Origin of the sequence: Rhizobium sp. BR 315 (assembly GCF_050577975.1) — a bacterium.
Taxonomy (GTDB): Bacteria; Pseudomonadota; Alphaproteobacteria; order Rhizobiales; family Rhizobiaceae; genus Rhizobium; species Rhizobium miluonense.
The window spans coordinates 190,211-209,816 of the sequence record NZ_JARWKZ010000002.1 but is presented as its reverse complement, the minus strand read 5'-3'; the positions used below and the strand labels follow the sequence as shown (position 1 = coordinate 209,816).

General features: G+C 60.1%; 22 protein-coding genes. 7 read left to right on the top strand and 15 right to left on the bottom strand.

The window, feature by feature from the left end; all coding sequences use genetic code 11:
* Nucleotides 1-22 precede the first annotated feature (22 nt).
* On the top strand, nt 23-1,204 hold the full coding sequence (locus QD409_RS03485; RefSeq protein ID WP_092845588.1) for a M20 aminoacylase family protein: 1,182 nt from the start codon (nt 23-25) through the stop codon (nt 1,202-1,204).
* A gap of 172 nt (nt 1,205-1,376) precedes the next feature.
* Here the strand turns inward: QD409_RS03485 and QD409_RS03480 are convergent, their stop codons facing one another.
* Both QD409_RS03480 and QD409_RS03475 read right to left on the bottom strand, forming a co-directional pair.
* The gene (locus QD409_RS03480; RefSeq protein WP_245297942.1) at nt 1,377-1,553 is read right to left on the bottom strand and encodes a hypothetical protein; all 177 of its coding nucleotides are present in this window, start codon (nt 1,551-1,553) and stop codon (nt 1,377-1,379) included.
* 188 nt (nt 1,554-1,741) lie between these two features.
* Entirely contained in the window at nt 1,742-2,743 is a 1,002-nt protein-coding gene (locus QD409_RS03475; protein WP_092845584.1) for a hydrogen peroxide-inducible genes activator, read from the bottom strand.
* 301 nt (nt 2,744-3,044) lie between these two features.
* Between QD409_RS03475 and katG the strand changes: the two genes are divergently transcribed.
* The gene (katG, locus tag QD409_RS03470; protein WP_092845582.1) at nt 3,045-5,243 is read left to right on the top strand and encodes a catalase/peroxidase HPI; all 2,199 of its coding nucleotides are present in this window, start codon (nt 3,045-3,047) and stop codon (nt 5,241-5,243) included.
* A 121-nt stretch (nt 5,244-5,364) separates the two neighbouring features.
* Here the strand turns inward: katG and QD409_RS03465 are convergent, their stop codons facing one another.
* The 6 genes from QD409_RS03465 to QD409_RS03440 form a co-directional block, all read right to left on the bottom strand.
* Nucleotides 5,365-5,883: a DUF992 domain-containing protein gene (locus QD409_RS03465; RefSeq protein ID WP_092845580.1), complete on the bottom strand. Its 519-nt coding sequence runs from the start codon at nt 5,881-5,883 to the stop codon at nt 5,365-5,367.
* Between the two features lie 55 nt (nt 5,884-5,938).
* Entirely contained in the window at nt 5,939-6,223 is a 285-nt protein-coding gene (locus tag QD409_RS03460; protein WP_092845578.1) for a BON domain-containing protein, read from the bottom strand.
* Between the two features lie 51 nt (nt 6,224-6,274).
* Entirely contained in the window at nt 6,275-6,454 is a 180-nt protein-coding gene (locus QD409_RS03455; protein WP_092845576.1) for a CsbD family protein, read from the bottom strand.
* A 104-nt stretch (nt 6,455-6,558) separates the two neighbouring features.
* Entirely contained in the window at nt 6,559-6,849 is a 291-nt protein-coding gene (locus QD409_RS03450) for a hypothetical protein (RefSeq protein ID WP_092845574.1), read from the bottom strand.
* A gap of 93 nt (nt 6,850-6,942) precedes the next feature.
* Nucleotides 6,943-7,977 (bottom strand): aldo/keto reductase, encoded by a 1,035-nt coding sequence (locus QD409_RS03445; RefSeq protein WP_092845572.1) that lies wholly within the window; start codon nt 7,975-7,977, stop codon nt 6,943-6,945.
* 243 nt (nt 7,978-8,220) lie between these two features.
* Nucleotides 8,221-9,114, bottom strand: coding sequence for a LysR family transcriptional regulator (locus QD409_RS03440; protein WP_092845570.1), 894 nt, complete (start codon nt 9,112-9,114; stop codon nt 8,221-8,223).
* A 120-nt stretch (nt 9,115-9,234) separates the two neighbouring features.
* On the opposite strand from QD409_RS03440, the gene QD409_RS03435 reads away from it, so the two are divergent.
* Nucleotides 9,235-9,630, top strand: coding sequence for a (R)-mandelonitrile lyase (locus tag QD409_RS03435; protein ID WP_092845568.1), 396 nt, complete (start codon nt 9,235-9,237; stop codon nt 9,628-9,630).
* A 2-nt stretch (nt 9,631-9,632) separates the two neighbouring features.
* Nucleotides 9,633-10,331, top strand: coding sequence for a dihydrofolate reductase family protein (locus QD409_RS03430; protein WP_092845666.1), 699 nt, complete (start codon nt 9,633-9,635; stop codon nt 10,329-10,331).
* Between the two features lie 81 nt (nt 10,332-10,412).
* On the opposite strand, the gene QD409_RS03425 is transcribed toward QD409_RS03430, so the two are convergent.
* On the bottom strand, nt 10,413-11,402 hold the full coding sequence (locus QD409_RS03425; RefSeq protein ID WP_092845566.1) for an aldo/keto reductase: 990 nt from the start codon (nt 11,400-11,402) through the stop codon (nt 10,413-10,415).
* A gap of 131 nt (nt 11,403-11,533) precedes the next feature.
* Nucleotides 11,534-12,463, bottom strand: coding sequence for an alpha/beta hydrolase family protein (locus QD409_RS03420; RefSeq protein ID WP_092845565.1), 930 nt, complete (start codon nt 12,461-12,463; stop codon nt 11,534-11,536).
* Nucleotides 12,464-12,524: 61 nt separating this feature from the next.
* Between QD409_RS03420 and QD409_RS03415 the strand changes: the two genes are divergently transcribed.
* Together QD409_RS03415 and QD409_RS03410 are read left to right on the top strand one after the other, a co-directional pair.
* Nucleotides 12,525-13,145, top strand: coding sequence for a TetR/AcrR family transcriptional regulator (locus QD409_RS03415; RefSeq protein ID WP_092845563.1), 621 nt, complete (start codon nt 12,525-12,527; stop codon nt 13,143-13,145).
* Nucleotides 13,146-13,509: 364 nt separating this feature from the next.
* A complete protein-coding gene (locus QD409_RS03410) occupies nt 13,510-14,022 on the top strand; it encodes a hypothetical protein (RefSeq protein ID WP_092845561.1) in 513 nt (170 codons plus the stop codon).
* Between the two features lie 105 nt (nt 14,023-14,127).
* Here the strand turns inward: QD409_RS03410 and QD409_RS03405 are convergent, their stop codons facing one another.
* The 5 genes from QD409_RS03405 to QD409_RS03385 form a co-directional block, all read right to left on the bottom strand.
* The gene (locus tag QD409_RS03405; RefSeq protein WP_092845559.1) at nt 14,128-14,478 is read right to left on the bottom strand and encodes a ribbon-helix-helix domain-containing protein; all 351 of its coding nucleotides are present in this window, start codon (nt 14,476-14,478) and stop codon (nt 14,128-14,130) included.
* Between the two features lie 19 nt (nt 14,479-14,497).
* Nucleotides 14,498-15,094 carry a DJ-1/PfpI family protein gene (locus QD409_RS03400; protein ID WP_092845557.1) on the bottom strand — a complete coding sequence of 199 codons (597 nt, stop codon included), beginning with the start codon at nt 15,092-15,094 and terminating at the stop codon, nt 14,498-14,500.
* Nucleotides 15,095-15,187: 93 nt separating this feature from the next.
* Nucleotides 15,188-15,580, bottom strand: a complete 393-nt coding sequence (locus QD409_RS03395) for a DUF779 domain-containing protein (protein ID WP_092845555.1) — start codon at nt 15,578-15,580, stop codon at nt 15,188-15,190.
* A gap of 81 nt (nt 15,581-15,661) precedes the next feature.
* Complete coding sequence (gene adh, locus QD409_RS03390; protein ID WP_092845553.1) at nt 15,662-17,170, bottom strand: aldehyde dehydrogenase; 1,509 nt, start codon at nt 17,168-17,170, stop codon at nt 15,662-15,664.
* 155 nt (nt 17,171-17,325) lie between these two features.
* Nucleotides 17,326-18,279 carry a helix-turn-helix domain-containing protein gene (locus tag QD409_RS03385; RefSeq protein ID WP_092845551.1) on the bottom strand — a complete coding sequence of 318 codons (954 nt, stop codon included), beginning with the start codon at nt 18,277-18,279 and terminating at the stop codon, nt 17,326-17,328.
* A gap of 307 nt (nt 18,280-18,586) precedes the next feature.
* Here QD409_RS03385 and QD409_RS03380 point away from each other — a divergent pair, with 307 nt between their 5' ends.
* Complete coding sequence (locus QD409_RS03380; RefSeq protein ID WP_092845549.1) at nt 18,587-19,480, top strand: phosphatase PAP2 family protein; 894 nt, start codon at nt 18,587-18,589, stop codon at nt 19,478-19,480.
* Nucleotides 19,481-19,606 lie beyond the last annotated feature (126 nt).

Genomic DNA, 19,606 nt, shown 5'->3' with positions numbered 1-19,606 from the left:
CAAACAAACCATTGGAGTGGCCATGACCCTCGACAACGACTTCGCACGCCTGTCGGACTTCGAACCGATGAAGGCCGAATTGACCGGCATCCGCCAGCATCTGCACGCCAATCCCGAGCTCTCCTTCGAGGAGGCCGAAACCGCGCGCTTCGTCGCCGAAAAGCTGGAATCCTGGGGTTATGAGGTGACACGCAATGTCGGCGGCCATGGCGTCGTCGCACGACTGACGGCTGGAGCCGGCAAGAAGAGCATCGCCATCCGTGCCGACATGGACGCGCTGCCGATCCTCGAGCAGACCGGCCGTCCCTATGCCAGCAAGGCGCCTGGAAAGATGCATGCCTGCGGCCATGACGGCCACACGACCATGCTTTTGGGGGCTGCCGAATATCTCGCCCGCACCCGCCGGTTCAACGGCACGGTGAACCTGATCTTCCAGCCCGCCGAAGAAGCCGGAGCGGTGAGCGGTGCCCAAGCCATGATCAAGGACGGCCTGTTCGAGCGCTTTCCCTTTGACGCGATTTTTGGCTTGCACAATCATCCGGGCGCGCCGGAAGGCAGCTGGCTGATGCGCTCGGGACCATTGATGGCGGCGGCCGATACCGTCGAGATTACCATAACGGGCAAGGGCGGCCATGCCTCGCGTCCGCATCTGACTATCGATCCTATCGTGGTCGCCTGTAACCTCGTCGTCAGCCTGCAGACGGTGGTTGCCCGGAGCATCGACCCGACGCAGACGGCCGTCGTGACGGTCGGCTCCATCCACGCCGGCGAAGCTTCGAACGTTATCCCCGAAAGCGCCCGGATGGCGCTGAGTGTCCGCTCCTTCGATCCGAAGATCCGCGAACTCCTCGAGACAAGAATCCGCCAGCTCGCGCACTCTGTTGCCGAAGGTTATGGCGCCAGCGTCGATATCGACTACATCCGCGGGTATCCGGTCGTCGTCAATTCGGAGAAGGAAACCGAATTGGCACGCACAGTAGCAGAAGAGCTGGTCGGTGCCGACAAGGTCTCCACATGCAACCTCATTCCCGGCAGCGAAGACTTCGCTTACTTCCTGGAACACAAGCCCGGCAGCTTCCTGCGCCTCGGCAATGGCGTCAACTCGCCGGTTCTGCACAGCGCAAAGTATGATTTCGCCGATGAAAGCCTCACGGCCGGCGCCGCCATGTGGGCGCGGCTGACCGAGCGCTATCTCGACGCCTAAGACAGTAACATCTCCTGCCGGCCCAAACCTGCGCAGCGGAACGACAGCCCTGACCAATGGTCAGAGCTGATCCGAATTTCGCTGCGAGGTAATGGGAAGAAGTGTGGCGCCAAGCGCGGTTTGAAAGTCTCGGCCTAGCAGGGCGCGGTCAACGCCGATCCCTGGAAACCCGTCACTTATCCAGAGATCCGAAACGGTCGGTCGTGGCAGGGGCTGTGTTTTCCCGGGTCTGCGTCCGCAGCCCGGTCTTCAGCTGCGAGTCCTGAGCCTGCATCAGCCGCCATTCGCCTTCCAGGCGATCAATCACATACGTAGGAATCTCATTTCGTACGTTTTCGAACTCTTGCATCACGACCTCCATTGTCATGCGATAATGGGATGACATGGAAGAGTTTCTTTGTAAATCAAGGCATTAAAAAATTTAAACGATTAAAATTACTTTAATCGTTTGAAATCTCTGCGCTTGTGGAAAAGAAATAACCTCGTTCGGATTTTTTCCCACGCCGCGTCGGCGAAAGCAGCTATTCCGGGGCGCAATCAGGGATCTCCGGACGATAAAGCATCATCGACGCCGCCCTGCACAGGCGGGGGCGTTAGACCGCCAACGGCAAAATCCTGTGTGCGCCAGATCGAATCGTGCTGCTCGCGCATCGCCTCGGCCGATTGACGAACGACTTCCGAAATCCGCATGAGCTGCTTGGCCAAGGGGCTTGTCTTGCGCCAGATCATGCCGATCGTCCGTGAAGGCTGCGGACTTTGGAAACGCACCGCCGATACCGAGGCAGATCGCGTCTCAACCGCAACAGCCATCTCCGGGATCAAGGTGACGCCGATGCCGGCGCTGACCATTTGCACCAGCGTCGATAGCGAGCTGCCGTCCATAAGCTCCCGCGGCAGCGCCGACTGTATGTTGCAGAAGGACAGGGCCTGATCGCGAAAGCAATGCCCCTCCTCGAGAAGCAGCAGCCGCATTTCGCGCAGCGCCTCGCGATTGGGCACCGGCTTGCCCTCGTCCTCGCTTGGCCGCACCAGCACGAAGTTCTCAGCAAAAAGTGCCACTTCCGTCAGGGACGGCTCGGATACAGGCAGAGCGACGATGGCCGTATCGAGCCGGCCTTCGGCCAGTTCCTCGACCAGCTTCGACGTCAGTGTCTCCCGCACATGAATGTCGAGACCGTCATACATGCTGGTGAGATTGCCAATGATGGTCGGCAGCAAATAGGGCGCGACGGTCGGGATGATGCCGATCCTCAAACGGCCGACCGGCTGGCTGCGGGAGGCACGCGCGAGATCCCCCAGCTCATCGACCGACCGCAAAATCTCGCGGACGCGTTCGGCGAACGCCTCGCCGAAATTGGTGAGCCGGACCTGGCGGGCGCCCCTTTCGAAGAGGTCGGTGCCAAGCTGCTCCTCCAGTTCCTTGATCTGCATCGAGAGGGCAGGCTGAGAAATGGCGCAAACATCGGCCGCACGTCCGAAATGGCCATGCTTTGCCAAGGCTTCGAAATAGCGCAGCTGCTTGAGGGTGAGATTTATCATAACCTCACCTTATCGCACCCATCAGGAAATCCAACTTAAATTAATCGAATAGCTTGGCTAGAGTGCGTGCAGCAGCGGTGAGATGCCGCCGTATGTCATACGCAGCTCACATTGGGAGCTTTGACTGAGAGAATTCATCGATGCCCGGATCGATCTGAAATCCGGGCATGGAATCGTGTTTTGTTTCAAGGTGATCCGCTTTGCGGAAAGCCGGAACAACGAAAGATCCCACATTGCTTCCCGAGGGGAACCTATACCCTTTTTCGGGCAGTACAATTCAAGGCATCCAAGGGAGAAAGTCATGGATACAAAGGTTGAAAATACAGGCAAATGTCCGTTTCCGCACGGAAACACAAGCGTCTCGGCCAGATCGAACCGCGACTGGTGGCCGAACCAGCTGAACCTCAAAATTCTCCATCAGGGTTCTTCCTTATCCAGCCCGCTCGACAAGAGCTTCGACTATGCCGAGGAGTTCAAGAAGCTCGATCTTGAGGCCCTGAAAAAGGACCTCGTCGCGCTCATGACGGATTCGCAGGATTGGTGGCCGGCCGACTTCGGCCATTATGGCCCGCTCTTCATCCGCATGGCCTGGCACAGCGCCGGCACCTATCGTACGGGCGACGGCCGTGGTGGCGCCTCCTCCGGCACGCAGCGCTTCGCTCCGCTCAACAGCTGGCCGGATAACGTCAATCTCGACAAGGCCCGCCGCCTTCTCTGGCCGATCAAGCAGAAATACGGCAACAGCATCTCCTGGGCCGACCTCCTGATCCTCACCGGTAACGTCGCGCTGGAATCCATGGGCTTCAAGACCTTCGGCTTCGGCGGCGGTCGTGAAGACGTGTGGGAGCCTGAAGAGGATATCTATTGGGGTGCGGAAGACACCTGGCTCGCCGACAAGCGCTACACCGGCGATCGTGACCTCGAAAATCCGCTCGCAGCCGTGCAGATGGGCCTCATCTACGTCAACCCGGAAGGCCCGAACGGCAATCCCGATCCGCTTGCCGCCGCCCGCGACATCCGCGAGACTTTCGCCCGCATGGCTATGAACGACGAGGAAACCGTCGCGCTGATCGCCGGCGGCCATACCTTCGGCAAGACCCACGGCGCAGGTGACGCAGCCCTCGTCGGCCCGGAACCGGAAGCGGCCGGCATCGAAGAACAGGGCCTCGGCTGGAAGAGCAGCTATGGCAGCGGCAAAGGCGGCGACGCGATCGGCAGCGGTCTCGAAGTCACCTGGACCTCGACGCCGACCAAGTGGAGCAACAACTTCTTCTGGAACCTGTTCGGCTATGACTGGGAACTGACCAAGAGCCCGGCCGGCGCCCATCAGTGGACCCCGAAGCATGGCGCCGGCGCCGGCTCGATACCGGATGCACACGACAAGTCCAAGCGCCATGCACCAGCCATGCTGACCACGGACCTTGCCCTGCGCTTCGACCCGGCCTACGAGAAGATCTCGCGCCACTTCTTCGAAAATCCGGATGAGTTTGCCGACGCCTTCGCCCGCGCCTGGTTCAAGCTGACGCATCGCGACATGGGTCCACGCGCCCGCTATCTTGGCCCGGAAGTGCCGAGCGAGGAGCTCATCTGGCAGGATCCGATCCCGGATGCTGACTACGCTCGGATCGACGCCAACGATATCGCGGCACTCAAGGGCCAGATCGCGGCCTCTGGCCTGACCATCCCGCAGCTCGTCTCCACCGCCTGGGCTTCGGCATCGACCTTCCGCGGTTCGGACAAGCGCGGCGGCGCCAACGGCGCACGCATCCGTCTTGCGCCGCAGAAGGACTGGGAGGCCAACCAGCCGGCTCAGCTGGCTTCCGTGCTCCAGACGCTCGAAGGCATCCAGGCGAAGTTCAACGACGCCCATACCGGCGGCAAGCAGGTATCGCTTGCCGATCTGATCGTTCTCGGCGGCTCTGTCGCCATCGAACAGGCTGCAAAGAAGGCCGGTCACGACGTGGTCGTCCCCTTCGCTCCCGGCCGTACGGATGCGTCGCAGGAGCAGACCGATGTCGAAGCATTCGCCGTTCTCGAGCCGATCGTCGACGGCTTCCGCAACTATCAGCGGCAGGCCTACACCGTCTCCACGGAAGAGCTGCTGATCGACAAGGCGCAGCTGCTGACGTTGAGCGCTCCTGAACTGACGGTCCTCATCGGCGGCCTGCGTGCGCTGAACGCCAATGTCGGCCAGACCCAGCATGGCGTCTTCACCAAGCGCCCGGAAACGCTGACCAACGACTTCTTTGTAAACCTGCTCGACATGAGCACGGAGTGGAAGGCCGTCTCCGACGCGAAGGACGTGTTCGAGGGGCGCGATCGCGCAACGGGCGACGTCAAGTGGACCGCTACCCGCGCCGATCTCGTCTTCGGCTCCAACTCGCAGCTGCGTGCGATCGCCGAAGTCTACGGCCAGGCCGACGCCGGACAGAAGTTCGTCCACGACTTCGTGGCGGCCTGGACGAAGGTGATGAACGCCGACCGCTTCGACATCGCTTGATGTAAGGCACAAAACATTCGGACGCGACATAATTCAGATCGCGTCCGGATCATCCTGTCGCCCTCCGTGCAGTTTCCGCACGGAGGCATTATGTCCGCCTAAAACCGATGGCGATCGTCTGTCATCGCACGGCACTCAGCTCCAGCCGGGAGACACCGGCCGCGACGTTGAGACCGGTTCCGGCCTCTGCGCTCAGCGGTTGCAGCGCATAGTTCTTCGAATTGCCGCCGACCAGGGCGTTGGCGCCTAGACCAAGACCTACCGAAGCACCGGCAGACGCTCCGACATAGGTGCCGGCGAGGGCGCCATCACCGACACGCGTAGGAGCGGTATTGACCACGAGCCAGCTCAAATAGCTTTTGCCGGTGACTCCGACATCGATACCGAGCTTGCCGATCGAGCCAACATAGCGCTCGACCTTGCCGGTTCGTTGCTTGAAGGTGCAACTGACCTTCTTGTTGGAGCCGATGATCATGCCGACGCCGCCTGCCACCTCGCAGGAGAGAGTTCCAAGACGTTCCTTCGGCTGGGAGGCGACCTGCGCCGACTCTTTCTTGGCGGGATGATGGGTGCTGGCAGCGGAAGCCGCCGAACCAAAGGCAACGGAAACAGCCGCGGCCACAATAAAGATCTTTCTCATGACGTCTCCTTCGACAGTTTGAGCACCATGACCAGTCCGGCCCGCATTTGCGCGGCTAGACGCCGATCTCGGACTGGCCTGAAGGTTCTTGATCGGCGCGGACGGCGATGTTGTTGACAATGCGAACTCCGGCGTACTCGCCGGCAATCCAAAGCGCCCGTTCGCGCGCCCCATTGGAGGATGCCACACCGGACAGCACGATCGCACCCTCGATCGCGGTAACGTCGATGCGCGAGCCCTCGAGCCCATCGGCATAGGCAATCAGGCTGCGGATGGCAGCACAGGTCGCTCGGCTATCCGGCAATGTCGTCAGCGATGAAAGCTTGCGCAGGAAAAGCATTAATGAGCCTCGGTGGGATCGCAGGAATGGGAATTCACATGCTGATCGGCGTCAGCGAAGCAGTTTCCTGACGGCGTCCTTGGCCTTGCCGACTTTGACGAGGATTTTCCCTTCGACCTTTTCGACAGTGCCTCTAAACCGGAGCCGATCGTTGCCGATCAGCTTTCCTGCGGCCTCCTTGATCGAGCCGCTTGCCTCCTTGGCGGCACCTACGACACGGTTTTTATCCATTGTCTTGTCTCCTCAGCTTGCTCAAAAAAAAAGCGCTGGCCTTCGACCAAGGCCACGAACAGGGAAATAGGGCAGCAATGCCTGAGCTTACAGGGCAGAAAGTACTATTGCCTTAGTATAAAGTAGCTTTTTTGACGCCGAGAATGCAGGTTCTTCCGCCAATTACGCGAATAGAACCGGATAGAAGCTGCCTTCACCTCGATCTTTCCGTAAAGCGCGGCAAGATGATGGCGGATCGCCTTCCTGAAAAGATGCAGCCTTTCGCCCATCTCGGCATCGGTCTTCCAAGAAAATCGTGCCTCATGGTCAGGCAGGACCATACGACCGCTCGACCGGGCAGCGGGTTCCGAGGCTACATTGCGATCGACATTCGGCGGCAGCAGCCCGTCACCCATGCCGCTCCTCCTATTGCCATTGCGGGCTTAGATAGGACGATCAGCCGAAAAGAGAAGACGAAACGCGCGCAGCAAAGGCAAGCCCGAAAGGAATCAGGAGAGCCTGCGCTTCATCGTGGCATAGTCGACACAGAAGGATGGCGCCGCATCTTTCAAGATCTGCGGCAGATCAAGCGAATAAACTGGAATCGTCAGCACATCGAGCGTTGCCGTCTGCTCGGGCGATAGCCGAACATCGAGCGCACCCAGGTCATCGTCAAGCTGCTCAAGAGTATGGACACCGATGATGGTCGACGACACGGCGGGCCGCGCCAGGGCCCAGGCAAGGGCGACACGGGCGGTGGTGGTGTCGAGTTCGGCAGCGATACGGATCAGGGCGTCGACGATTTCGAGACGCTGCTCGTCGGGATGCCGCGCAAACGGCGAGGCACGGTCGGTTTCGAGGTTTGCGATATTCTTGCGTGTGTATTTTCCGCTGATGAGGCCGCCATTCAGCGGCGAATGCGAGACGACGCCGAGCCCCATTCCACGCGCCATCGGAATGAGCTCGCTTTCAAACAGCCGCGCGGCCAGCGAATATTCGATCTGCAGGCCGATGAACGGCTCCCATCCGTGAAATTGCGCAATCAGCTGCGCATGCGCAACTTTCCAGGCCGGGGCATCGGAAATACCGAAATAGCGCAGTTTTCCCGACTGTATGAGATCGTTCAATCCCGACAGTATTTCGTCGAGAGGGACCTGCATATCCCAATTATCGAGCCAAAAGAGATCGAGATAATCCGTGCGCAGCCGTCGCAACGTCGCTTCGCACGCTGCTATGATGGATTTGCGGCCAGGCCCGGCACCCTGCTGATCGACACCGAACTTGGCGCCGATGACAAGCCGCTCGCGCCTGGGCGATGTCCGCTCGAGGTAGTTGCCGACAATCGTCTGAGCCCCCGGTTTTGCATCTCCTCTGCCGGTGTCGAGATAATTGCCGCCGAGAGCGAGATAACGATCCAGGATGGCCGCAGGCCCGTTTGTACCAGCCTGCCAAGTGAGGCCTTCGCTGAAAGTCATGGTTCCCAGGGCAAGCGGACTGACACGCAAGCCGGATCGGCCAAGCGCGGTAAGATCATCAAGAAGCATTCCGTGTCCCCCGACCGGCCTGGATTCCATAGCTGCGTAAGCTGGGTATAGAAATAATATTGGCAGGAAAAGCGAATTAGACCGCAATTTATGATTTTAGTTTTCGAGAATCCGGACAATCAGCTTGGTATCGACAACAGGCTGCCCGGAAGGCGCAACATCGCCTCTTTTTCAGGCAGCTTTCACTGGCTGCGCCGACACTTTCTGCCGCTTCGTGATCGACATAGGCATCGATATTCGCCATCAGCCGCGATAGCGCAAAGCATCGACCAACAGGGAGAAGGCTGCCGAGGGTTGCCGGCGGCTTGGATAATAGAGGTGATAGCCGGAGAACGGCGTGCACCAATCGCCGAGAACCTGCACCAGCCGGCCGCTCGCCAGATCCTCGGCAACGTGATCGTCCATGACGAAGCCAAGGCCCAGTCCCGCCTTCGCGGCCCGCACGATCATGCCGACATTGTTAAACACAAGCCGTCCGTCTACCCGGACGCGTACCTCGCGCCCGTCCTTTTCCAATTCCCAGGCATAGAGACCGCCGGCACTCAGCAAGCGCTGATTGATGCAGCTATGCTCGGCGAGATCATTCGGCGTTTTCGGGGCGGGATGCCTGTCAAGATAAGCTGGAGAACCGACGACGATCATTCGCATATCGGGACTGATCCTCACAGCAATCATGTCCTTGGCAATTGCCTCTCCAAGCCGTACCCCGGCATCGAAACGATCGGCAACGATATCCCGCAAGCCGGAATCGATACTGAGTTCGACGTGGATGTCGGGATATTGCGGCAGGAGCCTTTCGAGCGCCGGCCACAGGACAGTGACGGCCGCGTGTTCCGAGGTCGTGATGCGGATGGTGCCGGCGGGCTTCTCGCGCAATTCGCTCAAGGAGGCAAGCTCGGCGCCGATGCTTTCCAACGCCGGCCGAAGCGTCGCCAGCAGCCGCTCCCCGGCTTCGGTTGGCGCGACGTTGCGGGTTGTCCGCGTCAACAGACGCACGCCGAGCCTCGCCTCAAGACGCCGGATCGTATGGCTGAGGGACGATTGCGACGTGCCGAGCTTGGCCGCGGCGCGCGTGAAGCTCTTTTCTTCGGCAACGACCGCAAAAGCGTTCAGATCGACCAATTCCTCGCGCTGCATTTATGAACCTCAGCTATAGTTCCATGCCATTTATATTGTATAGTCTCAACAATCAGACAAGTCTAAGCTGCCCTGAAGAACGGCCGCCGCGCCGTATTTTTCATCAGGGAGTTCAAGAGCATGGACATCAAGCAAAGCGGCTCGCAACCTTCGGCCAAGGGACCGGAAGACTACTTTACCGGTACGGTTCGCATCGATGCACCCTTCAACGGCCGAGGCAATCTGAGTGGCGGAACGGTGACCTTCGAGCCGGGCGCGCGCACGGCATGGCATACCCATCCCTTCGGCCAGACCCTCCTCGTCGTCTCCGGACTGGGGCGCGTCCAGCGTGAGGGCGGTCCAATAGAGGAGATCCGCCCCGGTGATATCGTCTGGTTCGAGCCCGGTGAAAAACACTGGCATGGTGCGGCACCCGATTGCGCCATGAGCCACATCGCAATCGCCGAGAAGGAAAACGGTTCGGCGGTGATCTGGATGGAGAAGGTGAGCGACGATGACTATCTCGGGACAGCATGACCATGAGGCCCTATGTCATCTGCCATATGATCTCCTCGCTCGACGGCGGATTGCACCTCAGCCGCTGGACGGCGAGCCCCGACGGCAAGCTCGGCGATTGGACGGCGCTCTACCAATCATGCCACGAAAAGCTGGCGGGCGACGCCTGGATGGTCGGCCGCGTCACCATGGCCGAAATGAGCAAGGGCGAGCCGCATCCGCCGCGTGAGCACGGCAAGGTCGATCGCCCCTCCCACTTCGCCAATCGGCAAGCCGGCAACTATGCAATTGCCGTCGACACCTCCGGCAAGCTGCATTTCGCCAGGAACGAAATCGACGGCGATCACATCGTCGTCCTTCTCGGCAGCGATGTGCCCGACAGCCACCTGGCCGAACTGGTGGCCGATGGCATTTCCTACATCGTTTCCGCGCAAGCCCAACCCGACATGCATGCCATGCTCGACACTCTTGAACGCGAACTCGGCATCAAACGGCTGCTGCTCGAGGGCGGCGCCGGCATCAACGGATCCCTGCTTGCGGAAGGCCTCGTCGACGAAATCAGCCTGCTCATTGCGCCTGCTCTGGATGGACGCGCCGCAAGTCAGAGTTTCGTGGAATTCGGCACGGAGGGGCTGGCAGGCAAAATTCAACTCGCTCTCAAAAGCTGCGAAACGCTGGATCAGGGTGTGATCCATCTGCGTTACGCCGTCACATCCCTTTGAGGCAGTTCACAAAGGCGTTGCGGAAGACTACCCGTAGAAGATGGCCGCCTATCGGCGGCCACCAGTTCTCACCCATAGGCTTCAGAGGCCGGTGGTCTTCATCAGCTGCTCGGGATAGCGCTCGCCTTCGACGGCGATCTCCGCTGCGGCGCGCTGGATTTCGGCCAGATCGGACGGGCTCAACTCGACATCCGCCGATGCAAGGTTCTCCTCCAGACGATGCAGCTTGGTTGTGCCGGGGATCGGAACGATCCAGGGCTTTTGCGCCAGCAGCCAAGCAAGCGCGATCTGGGCTGGCGTCGCCTTCTTCCGATCGGCAATCTGTTTCAGGAGATCGACGAGTGCCTGGTTCTTTTCCATGGCCTCGGGCGTGAAGCGCGGCAGGATCTTGCGGAAATCGTTCTCGCTGATCTTCGTGTCCTTGCTGATCGCACCAGTCAGGAAGCCTTTGCCGAGGGGGCTGTAGGCAACGAGGCCGATGCCCAGCTCTTCACAGGCCTGCAGGATGCCATTGTTCTCAGGCCCACGGGTCCACAGCGAATATTCATTCTGCAGAGCCGTCACCGGCTGAACGGCATGGGCACGACGCACTGTCTGCGCACCTGGCTCGGACAGGCCGAAGTGCTTCACCTTGCCCGCCGCGATCAGATCCTTCACCGTGCCGGCTACGTCTTCGATCGGCACTTCCGGATCGACGCGATGCTGGTAGAGGAGGTCGATGACCTCGATGCCCAGCCGCTTCAACGAGGCATCCACCACTTCGCGGATATGATTTGGACGGCTATCGAGGCCGTTCATCTTGCCGTTCTCGATATTGAAGCCGAATTTCGTGGCGATCACCATCTGCTCGCGAACAGGCCGCAGAGCCTCGCCAACGATTTCCTCGTTGGTGAAGGGACCATAGACCTCCGCGGTATCGAAAAAGGTGACGCCCCGCTCGACGGCATCGCGTACGAGCCTGACACCCTCATCCTTGCTCAGGGCGTGGCCATAGCTGAAGTTCAGACCCATGCAGCCGAAGCCGAGGGCCGAAACCTCAAGGCCGCTATTTCCAAGCATACGTTTCTTCATCGCATTTCTCCTGCTCCTGCGAGCGTTCCGGGTTCGATGCGGATAAGATATGCGAGGCGGCGTCTAACGATTAGCCGACATAATCGGCATGGAGCTATATTCAGATTTCATGAATACAGCAAGGCGAACGATCAGCCTTCCGGTTTCAGCGCCGCTGCCGGCCAGGGATTGCTGCCCTCGCGTAGCCACGACAGCGTGTCGGTCCAGAAGCCCGCCGCATGGCTGTCGTGGAACAGAGCGAAATGACCGATCGCGTCACGGCCAAAATCCTCAGGCTTCAGCAGCACTGCTGCCCGCTGCGCGCCGGTATAGTAGTTCAGCGTACGGCGTACGGCGGGCACGGTGCCAAGTTCGTCATCCGAAACCGCAACCGCCAGGATCGGCGCCTTGACCGCGGCCATACGGCGCAGCACATCCTCCCTCTCTCCCCTCGGATGGCTAAGCTCGAACCTGCGCCTGCGAAAGCTCCATTCGTTCGCCACGCCGGCCGGCAGGTCTTCCAACCAGCCAAGGCGACGGCCGGGAAAATAGCCATAGAGGGCCGTCATCACGGGCATGGCGACATGCCATTTGACGAAGAGGCCGAGCCGCCGGCGCGGCATGTAATCGCCCCACCAGGCATATTGGGCCCCGACCGTCAGCATTCTGTCGATCTTCCCAGCGTTTTCGGCCAGTCCCGGCAGGAAGCCGCCGATGCTGTGACCGACCACCATGAGAGGGCCGTTGCGCCGGTCGGCCGTCATCCAGCGAAGCGCTGCATCGAAATCCTGCTCGCCCCACTCCCGCCAGCGATATCGGGAGCCGCGCAGCTGCTGCGGACGTGATTGGCCGATGCCGCGATAGTCGAAGGTCAGAACATCAAATCCATGTCGCGCCAGAAATTGCGCGTAACGATGATAGTAGCGCGCAAGGACGCCCGTTGCCGGATTGATGATGACGCTGCCTTCCGGCTTCTTCGCCTCCGCAAGCCAAAGATGACCGCCCAGAACGACGCCATCCTGACAGCGAATGGAAATCGGCAGATTGTTTGCGTTCGAGGATGAGAGTGGTTGCTGGCTCATGGCCCGTAAGATGGGATGATTGCGGCGTTGTGTATATTCACTACCCGGTATACTTTGAGCCATGAAAGACAAGCCCCTGCCGACGCGCGACCGTATTCTTCAGGCTGCCGGAAAACTGTTCCAACAAGACGGCATCCGGACGGTCAGCGTCGATGCGATCGCAGAAAAGGCTGGGGTGACCAAGCGCACCCTCTACTATCATTTCCGCAGCAAGGACGACTTGATCGCCGCCCATCTGCAGGCGCGCGACGAGCCGAACCTCGCGCTCTTCAAGCGCTGGTTCAACGAGGCGGAAGGCGATATTGCCGAGAAAGTCGGCGGCATCTTTCGCCATCTCGCCCACTCCGCCCGCATTGCCAAATGGAAAGGCTGCGGCTTTCTGCGCACATCGGTCGAGCTGATTAATCTTCCCGGCCATCCGGCTTTGATTGTCGCCCGCGCCCACAAGAAGCGCGTCGAGGATTGGCTCTCAACGATCTTCATGGAAGCAGGAGCAGACAACGATGCCGCACCGCTCGCCCGGCAGATCATGCTGCTCCTCGACGGCTCGTTTGCAGTCGTGCTGCTGCATCGCGACCCGAGCTATATGGAGACCGCAGCGGAGGCTGCAGCCCGGCTTATCAGTGATCGCCTACCCGTATCCGGCAGGCTTCAGCCAATAGTCGCGAGCCAAACTATTTGAAGGGTAGGAGGCCGTAGAGGCCGATATCATCTGGTCCAACAATCGCTTGATGGGCCGCCTGAGCATCGCCCTCTTCGTCGTCATTCCTATCGATTTGCACCTCATGGAAGCGTTGCGCTAAGCAGATACGCCTCACGCGATAGTCATTATCCGAACCCCCACCATAGGCTTGTTAAACATAGAATAACCAAGGATACCCCGGCGAAAACAGGCTCCTTTATGGTTGTATTTTTACCGTGGAAAGACGACCCTGCCCGCCATCCCGCCGGCGCTGAACGATGTCCCCAAAAATGGCGGTTGCTGCTGATGGTGTCGCATGTATCACTATCGCCAGACTTCCCTCACATGGACACGGATGGCGAAAATGGGCCTTTGGGAATTGTTCACCGGCAAAAAGTATCCGGCAAAGGGCGCGGTGCACCAATCGGTGGACACACTTCGCAACGCCCTGCTGTCGATCAACCAGGAATCCGCGCCGTTTTTCATCCGCGACGGTGCGGCCGAAGGCGTGGACCTTGTTGCGGAGTGGAAGATCGTCGATGCGCGATGGTACGAGTTCTTTGCGAAAGCCGGCATCAAACGGCTCTTCAAGGTATTGATGCGGTTTGATGAGCAAAAGGGAGAGGTCCGCTCCGTTGACCAGGAATGGTCGGTCGAATGGCGTGCGGGCATTCCAACAATTGCTCTGGTGGCATCAGCTTTTCGCGGCCAAACGGCGGAAAAGAGCTTCGAGAAGTCTTATGGTTTCCGCGAGGATGGATCCTTTGGCTTAATCTACGACTATGCCTTCGACACAGCCGCCATCAAGACGCCGCTGCAGAAAACAACGCTGGAGGCCGGATGGATCTGGAGAAGTGTGGCCTTTGCCAAGCTTTAGAGATCGTTGTCCAATCACACCCCGGCTGTCGCACAAACTCTCCGATTGCCTGACTGGAGATAGAGCGGCCTCCGCCGCGTGGGGCGCGGCGAAGGACAAGCACAGTCAATGATATTTCAGACGTTCCCGCCCCAGGATGGCAGGAGCATCGACGCCGGCGATAGGCTGGGAGAGATCGGTCGAAACGTCGCCTGCAAGCTGAAGGTCGAGATAGCGCGCGCAGCAGACCCTCAGGAAAGACGTGAAGTTGCCGAGATCGTGGCCGGCATCGATTGATTCATGGTGCAGCCTGGTAATCAGCTGCACCACGTTCATGCCGTCACGCCGTGCGATTTCCTCCAGTTTCGACCAGAAGAAATTCTCCAATCTGACGCTGGTCACCATGCCGTCGATGCGGAGCGACCGCGTCGTGCTTTCCCAGAGCTTGGCATCGGCCTTGATGAACAATTCGCACATGCGCATCTCCCCTTCAGTTTCAGGCGGCGTTTGCTTCCGACAAAGCGGCGGCATCGAGCGCCGCCATGAATTGCCGCAGCCACGACGGATGCGCCGGCCACGCCGGTGCCGTGACGAGGTTACCATCGGCGACAGCGTCATTGATGGCAATATCGGCGTAGATGCCGCCGGCAAGTTCCACCTCGGGACGGCAGGCGGGATAGGCCGAGCAGGTGCGTCCTTTGAGAACGCCTGCAGCCGCCAGCAATTGCGCGCCATGGCAGATGGCGGCAACAGGTTTGCCCGCCTCGAAGAAGTGCTGCACGGCCTTGATCACATCGGGATTGAGGCGCAGATATTCCGGCGCGCGGCCGCCGGGAACGACGAGCGCATCATAGTCTTCGGCGCGGATGCTGGCGAAGGAAGCGTTGAGCGCGAAATTATGACCGCGCTTCTCGGAATAGGTCTGGTCGCCTTCGAAATCGTGAATGGCTGTTGCCACCGTCTCGCCGGCATTCTTGCCGGGGCACACGGCATGGACCGTATAGCCGCAGGCAAGCAGCGTCTGGAACGGCACCATGGTCTCATAGTCTTCGGTGAAATCACCGGTGATCATCAAAATCTTCGCTGCTGGCATCGTCTTCCTCCCTTAAAACCAACGGCAGCACATTATCAAAGCACCTGGGATCGCGGGTATTAGGCGAATACTACACGCTATTTTTGAAGGGACTTAGTGGGTCGGCGGACGGCCAAGATCAGGAGCAGCGCAAGCCTCACCGCCGCCGAACAGGCGCGAGCGGGTAAGGAACCGCTTCTCCCGCCCGTTGTCGAGCGAGAACATGCCGCCGCGGCCCGGCACGACGTCGATGATGAGCTGCGTGTGCTTCCACGCCTCGAACTGGCTGCCGCTGATATAGACCGGCACGCCGCCGATCTCCCCGAGCTTGACGTCGTTATCGCTGATCATGAACTCGTCTGCCGGATAGCACATCGGCGAAGAACCATCGCAACAGCCGCCCGACTGATGAAACAGGATATCGGGATGATCCTTCTGAATCTCGCGGATAAGCTCGAGCGCCTTGTCGGTCGCGAGCACCCGAGGCTCGGATCCATTATCGTCCATGATGATCCTCCATCACCGAGCTGCAGATGCTTGAAGGCCCCCGGCCGCAGCCGGGAGCCTCATCGGCTTCGTTGGGAGGGCTCAGAAGAAGCCCAGCGCCTTCGGGCTGTAGCTCACCAGCATGTTCTTGGTCTGCTGGTAGTGATCGAGCATCATCTTGTGCGTCTCACGCCCGATGCCCGATTGCTTATAGCCGCCGAAGGCCGCATGGGCCGGATAGGCGTGATAGCAATTCGTCCACACACGGCCTGCCTGGATCTCGCGGCCAAAGCGATAGGCACGATTGCCATCGCGGGTCCACACGCCGGCGCCAAGGCCGTAAAGCGTATCGTTGGCGATTTCGAGCGCTTCCTTCTCATCCTTGAAGGTCGTCACCGACACGACCGGACCAAAAATTTCTTCCTGGAACACACGCATCTTGTTGTGGCCCTTGAAGATGGTCGGCTTGATGTAGTAGCCGCTCGACAGCTCGCCGCCGAGATCGGCGCGCGCGCCGCCCGTCAGCACTTCGGCACCTTCCTGCTTGCCGATATCGAGATAGGAGAGGATCTTCTCCATCTGCTCGCTCGAGGCCTGAGCGCCGATCATGGTTGCGGAATCCAGCGGATTGCCCTGCTTGATGGCTTCCACGCGCTTGACCGCCCTTTCCATGAAGCGGTCGTAGACCGATTCCTGGATCAACGCACGGCTCGGGCATGTGCAGACCTCACCCTGGTTGAGGGCAAACATCGCAAAGCCTTCGAGCGCCTTGTCGAAGAAATCGTCGTCTTCGGCGGCCACATCGGCAAAGAAGATGTTCGGCGATTTGCCGCCAAGTTCGAGCGTGACGGGGATCAGATTCTGGCTGGCATATTGCATGATGAGCCGGCCTGTCGTCGTCTCGCCGGTAAAGGCGATCTTGGCAATGCGCGGGCTGGTCGCCAGTGGCTTGCCGGCCTCCAGGCCGAAGCCGTTGACGATGTTGAGAACGCCCGGCGGCAGGAGATCGCCGATGAGCTCGGCCCAGACCAGCAGCGAGGCCGGTGTCTGCTCGGCCGGCTTGATGACGACGCAATTGCCGGCGGCAAGCGCCGGCGCAAGCTTCCAGGCGGCCATCAGGATCGGGAAGTTCCACGGAATGATCTGGCCGACGACGCCGAGCGGCTCATGAAAGTGGTAGGCGACGGTATCGTGGTCGATCTCACCGATCGAGCCTTCCTGGGCACGGATGCAGGAGGCGAAGTAGCGAAAATGGTCGATGGCGAGCGGAATGTCGGCTGCCATGGTTTCGCGGATCGGCTTGCCATTGTCCCAGCTTTCCGCCTGCGCCAGCACTTCCAGCTTGTCTTCCATGCGCTGGGCGATCTTCATCAGGATATTGGAACGCTCGGTGACGGAGGTCCGGGCCCATTTGTCCTTTGCCGCATGGGCAGCATCGAGCGCGGCGCTGATATCCTTTTCGTCGGAGCGCGGAATTTCGCAGATCTTGCCGCCAGTGATCGGCGTGAGGTTGTCGAAATATCTACCGCCGATAGGCTCGCGCCACTCGCCGCCGATATAGTTGCCGTATTTCAGTTTGAACGGAGATTCGACGATCTTCTGATGCAGCATGCAATCCTCCCTTGGTCGCGGGTCCGGTGAGCGAACCCAATGGGAGAAATCTGAGTGCATATGCTCTCGGGCGATAGATGTGCCCCGTCATGGTGCAGCGCACAGTGTCGCAACTCTGCGACAGCTGCGCCACGCAAGCGCACATTGCGGAAGTATCAGTGCAGATTAAGCCGCTTCATCTTTCGATGCAGCGTCGAGCGGCTCATGCCGAGCGCCGTTGCGGCTTGCGAGACATTGCCGTTGGCGCGGGAAAGGGCGCGCAGCAAGGCAGCACGTTCGGCTTCCAGCAGGTCCTCGCCCGCCTCCCCCTGTTGCTCGCGCAATACGTCGGCGGCAGGGATGCCGGCCGCGATACGATAATCGTCGAGCTTCAGCGCGAGACGCGCGGCTCTCGTCGCCCCAAGGACGAGATCATTGCGATCGACGGCCAGAAGCGCCGAGGTGGAGGCGATATCCGTCGGAACCATGACGAAACGGGCACCGGCAAAGGCGCTCCTGAACAAGTTGAGCTCGATGCGCAGTGCCGCATCGCGAACGGTCTGGGACAGGATCGCCAATGTCGCGTCGTTGACGTCATCGCGGCAGGTGGAAATATCAAGCGCGCCGGCCAGTTGCCCGCGATGATCTCGGATCGGCGCAGTTGTGCAGCTCAGGTCGATATTGGCACAGAGGAAATGCTGATCCCGGAAAATCGCCACGGCCCGTTCATCCGCCAGGGCAGTGCCGATACCATTCGTGCCGATGCTCGCCTCGGTCCAGACGGAGCTGGTCCAGAGACCAAGATCGTGAAACTCCTTATCGTCGCCGGCGGCGCCGCGACGGTCAAGCGCAATCCCTTCCCGATCGGTCAGCAGCAGACAGCAACCGGCTTTGCCGACTGCAAGAAAGAGACGATCCAGTTCATTGGAGGCTTCGGCAATCAGGCGCCCCGACCGCTCCGCGGCGGCCGCGAATTCCTGTGCCGTCAGCCGCATGGGTAAACGCTTTTCCTCCGGTGCAAGGCGGTGCATGACCATGCAGCGCCGCCAGGAGGCAGCGACAGACGAACTGGCTGCGGCCGACTTCGCCGATGCGTAGACCTGATCCGCATGTGCGGAATATTCGTGCATCTGGCTCCTCCCACCGAACGCAATAGCAATTGTCGCTAAAAAAGCCGGTCAGCGCAATCCTCCCCACCGGACCTTTCGCCGTCGCGCACCCGCCGGCAGATTTCGCGCGCTTGGGTCCTGCTGGATCGGCCGGCGTCAGGCATCCGATGACGCAACCCTTTCAGGCCGTTGTCAGCGTGTTATTATAACAGCAGCGAAGCGAGAAGACGGAGCTTGAGGCGCAGTTTCATGAATGCCAGGTTCATAGGTGAGCGTTTTGCCCGCAGCGGGGAAGCAGCCCTGTGCCCGCCTTCGAGGTTCTGACTTCATGAAGGAAACCCTGATCGGAGCCGCCAATACCTGCCGCGCACGCCTGGTCAATGGCGTCAGACGTTTCTTCGCAACGCCGGCTGCTGCGCCCCCTGCAAATCGCCCACTGCTCGAGCGCCCGATCGCTATCATCATCATCTTCCTCATCCTCTCCCTGCTCGTCATGAAAACCGCGGATTACCCGCTCGGGGTCTGGATGAAATCATTTCCCGAGCAGTTGCGCGGAGCGGCGAAGTGGATCAGCAGCTTCGGCACCGGCCTTCTCGTTCTTTCATTCAGCGGCGTTTTGCTGATACTCACTGTCCTCATACCCGCACACAAGTTGCGGAAATCAGCGCGGGCCGGCGCAGATCTCGTCGCAACCGCCGCTGCGTTCATCTTCCTGTCCGTGGCCGGCGGCGGCCTTGTCGACTCGCTTCTGAAGAATGTTATCGGCCGCGCCCGTCCGGAGCTCCTGGAGACCAACGGCGCGTTTTACTTTCGGCCTTTTGCCTTCCATGCGGATTTCGCATCATTTCCATCCGGACATTCGGCAACGGCAGGCGCGATGGCGATGTCGCTGGCGCTCGTTTTTCCGCGCCTGCGCCCGCTCTTCATACCGGCCGGCGTACTGATCTGTCTGTCTCGGCAGTGGGTGGGCGCCCATTGGGCGAGCGACACCCTGATGGGTTGGGGCGTCGGAGTGGCATTCACCTTGTCGCTGGCCCACGCCTTTGCCCGCCGCAGGATCTTGTTCACCTACCGCTCCGACGGTCATTTGTGCGCGAGAGAACGATATAGGACGACTCTGATGATTCTGCGCACACTGCTGCGACGCAGGCTGGCGAGGAACAAGAAGGCATGCGCTTTGAAAGCCAGCCTTCCTCCCCCAGCATTGGAAACACAGCCCTAGTCCAGCAAAAGGCTCTGTCCCTCACAGCCAACCCGTTTGAAGCCGGCGCCGATCACCCGGCAAAAGCCTTCGCGCACAGGGGACTGGTACGACTGCGCGAACAAGGCTGCAATCTCCACCCTGCTA

Coding starts and splice junctions, on each gene's coding strand:
- QD409_RS03430 (WP_092845666.1), top strand. CDS start 9,633: ATGAGGCCCTATGTCATCTGCCATATGATCTCCTCGCTCGACGGCGGA.
- QD409_RS03465 (WP_092845580.1), bottom strand. CDS start 5,883: ATGAGAAAGATCTTTATTGTGGCCGCGGCTGTTTCCGTTGCCTTTGGT.
- QD409_RS03425 (WP_092845566.1), bottom strand. CDS start 11,402: ATGAAGAAACGTATGCTTGGAAATAGCGGCCTTGAGGTTTCGGCCCTC.
- QD409_RS03440 (WP_092845570.1), bottom strand. CDS start 9,114: ATGCAGCGCGAGGAATTGGTCGATCTGAACGCTTTTGCGGTCGTTGCC.
- QD409_RS03435 (WP_092845568.1), top strand. CDS start 9,235: ATGGACATCAAGCAAAGCGGCTCGCAACCTTCGGCCAAGGGACCGGAA.
- adh (WP_092845553.1), bottom strand. CDS start 17,170: ATGCTGCATCAGAAGATCGTCGAATCTCCGTTCAAACTGAAATACGGC.
- QD409_RS03405 (WP_092845559.1), bottom strand. CDS start 14,478: ATGTGCGAATTGTTCATCAAGGCCGATGCCAAGCTCTGGGAAAGCACG.
- QD409_RS03455 (WP_092845576.1), bottom strand. CDS start 6,454: ATGGATAAAAACCGTGTCGTAGGTGCCGCCAAGGAGGCAAGCGGCTCG.
- QD409_RS03385 (WP_092845551.1), bottom strand. CDS start 18,279: ATGCACGAATATTCCGCACATGCGGATCAGGTCTACGCATCGGCGAAG.
- QD409_RS03450 (WP_092845574.1), bottom strand. CDS start 6,849: ATGGGTGACGGGCTGCTGCCGCCGAATGTCGATCGCAATGTAGCCTCG.
- katG (WP_092845582.1), top strand. CDS start 3,045: ATGGATACAAAGGTTGAAAATACAGGCAAATGTCCGTTTCCGCACGGA.
- QD409_RS03460 (WP_092845578.1), bottom strand. CDS start 6,223: ATGCTTTTCCTGCGCAAGCTTTCATCGCTGACGACATTGCCGGATAGC.
- QD409_RS03415 (WP_092845563.1), top strand. CDS start 12,525: ATGAAAGACAAGCCCCTGCCGACGCGCGACCGTATTCTTCAGGCTGCC.
- QD409_RS03485 (WP_092845588.1), top strand. CDS start 23: ATGACCCTCGACAACGACTTCGCACGCCTGTCGGACTTCGAACCGATG.
- QD409_RS03420 (WP_092845565.1), bottom strand. CDS start 12,463: ATGAGCCAGCAACCACTCTCATCCTCGAACGCAAACAATCTGCCGATT.
- QD409_RS03380 (WP_092845549.1), top strand. CDS start 18,587: ATGAAGGAAACCCTGATCGGAGCCGCCAATACCTGCCGCGCACGCCTG.
- QD409_RS03445 (WP_092845572.1), bottom strand. CDS start 7,977: ATGCTTCTTGATGATCTTACCGCGCTTGGCCGATCCGGCTTGCGTGTC.
- QD409_RS03410 (WP_092845561.1), top strand. CDS start 13,510: ATGGGCCTTTGGGAATTGTTCACCGGCAAAAAGTATCCGGCAAAGGGC.
- QD409_RS03480 (WP_245297942.1), bottom strand. CDS start 1,553: ATGCAAGAGTTCGAAAACGTACGAAATGAGATTCCTACGTATGTGATT.
- QD409_RS03400 (WP_092845557.1), bottom strand. CDS start 15,094: ATGCCAGCAGCGAAGATTTTGATGATCACCGGTGATTTCACCGAAGAC.
- QD409_RS03475 (WP_092845584.1), bottom strand. CDS start 2,743: ATGATAAATCTCACCCTCAAGCAGCTGCGCTATTTCGAAGCCTTGGCA.
- QD409_RS03395 (WP_092845555.1), bottom strand. CDS start 15,580: ATGGACGATAATGGATCCGAGCCTCGGGTGCTCGCGACCGACAAGGCG.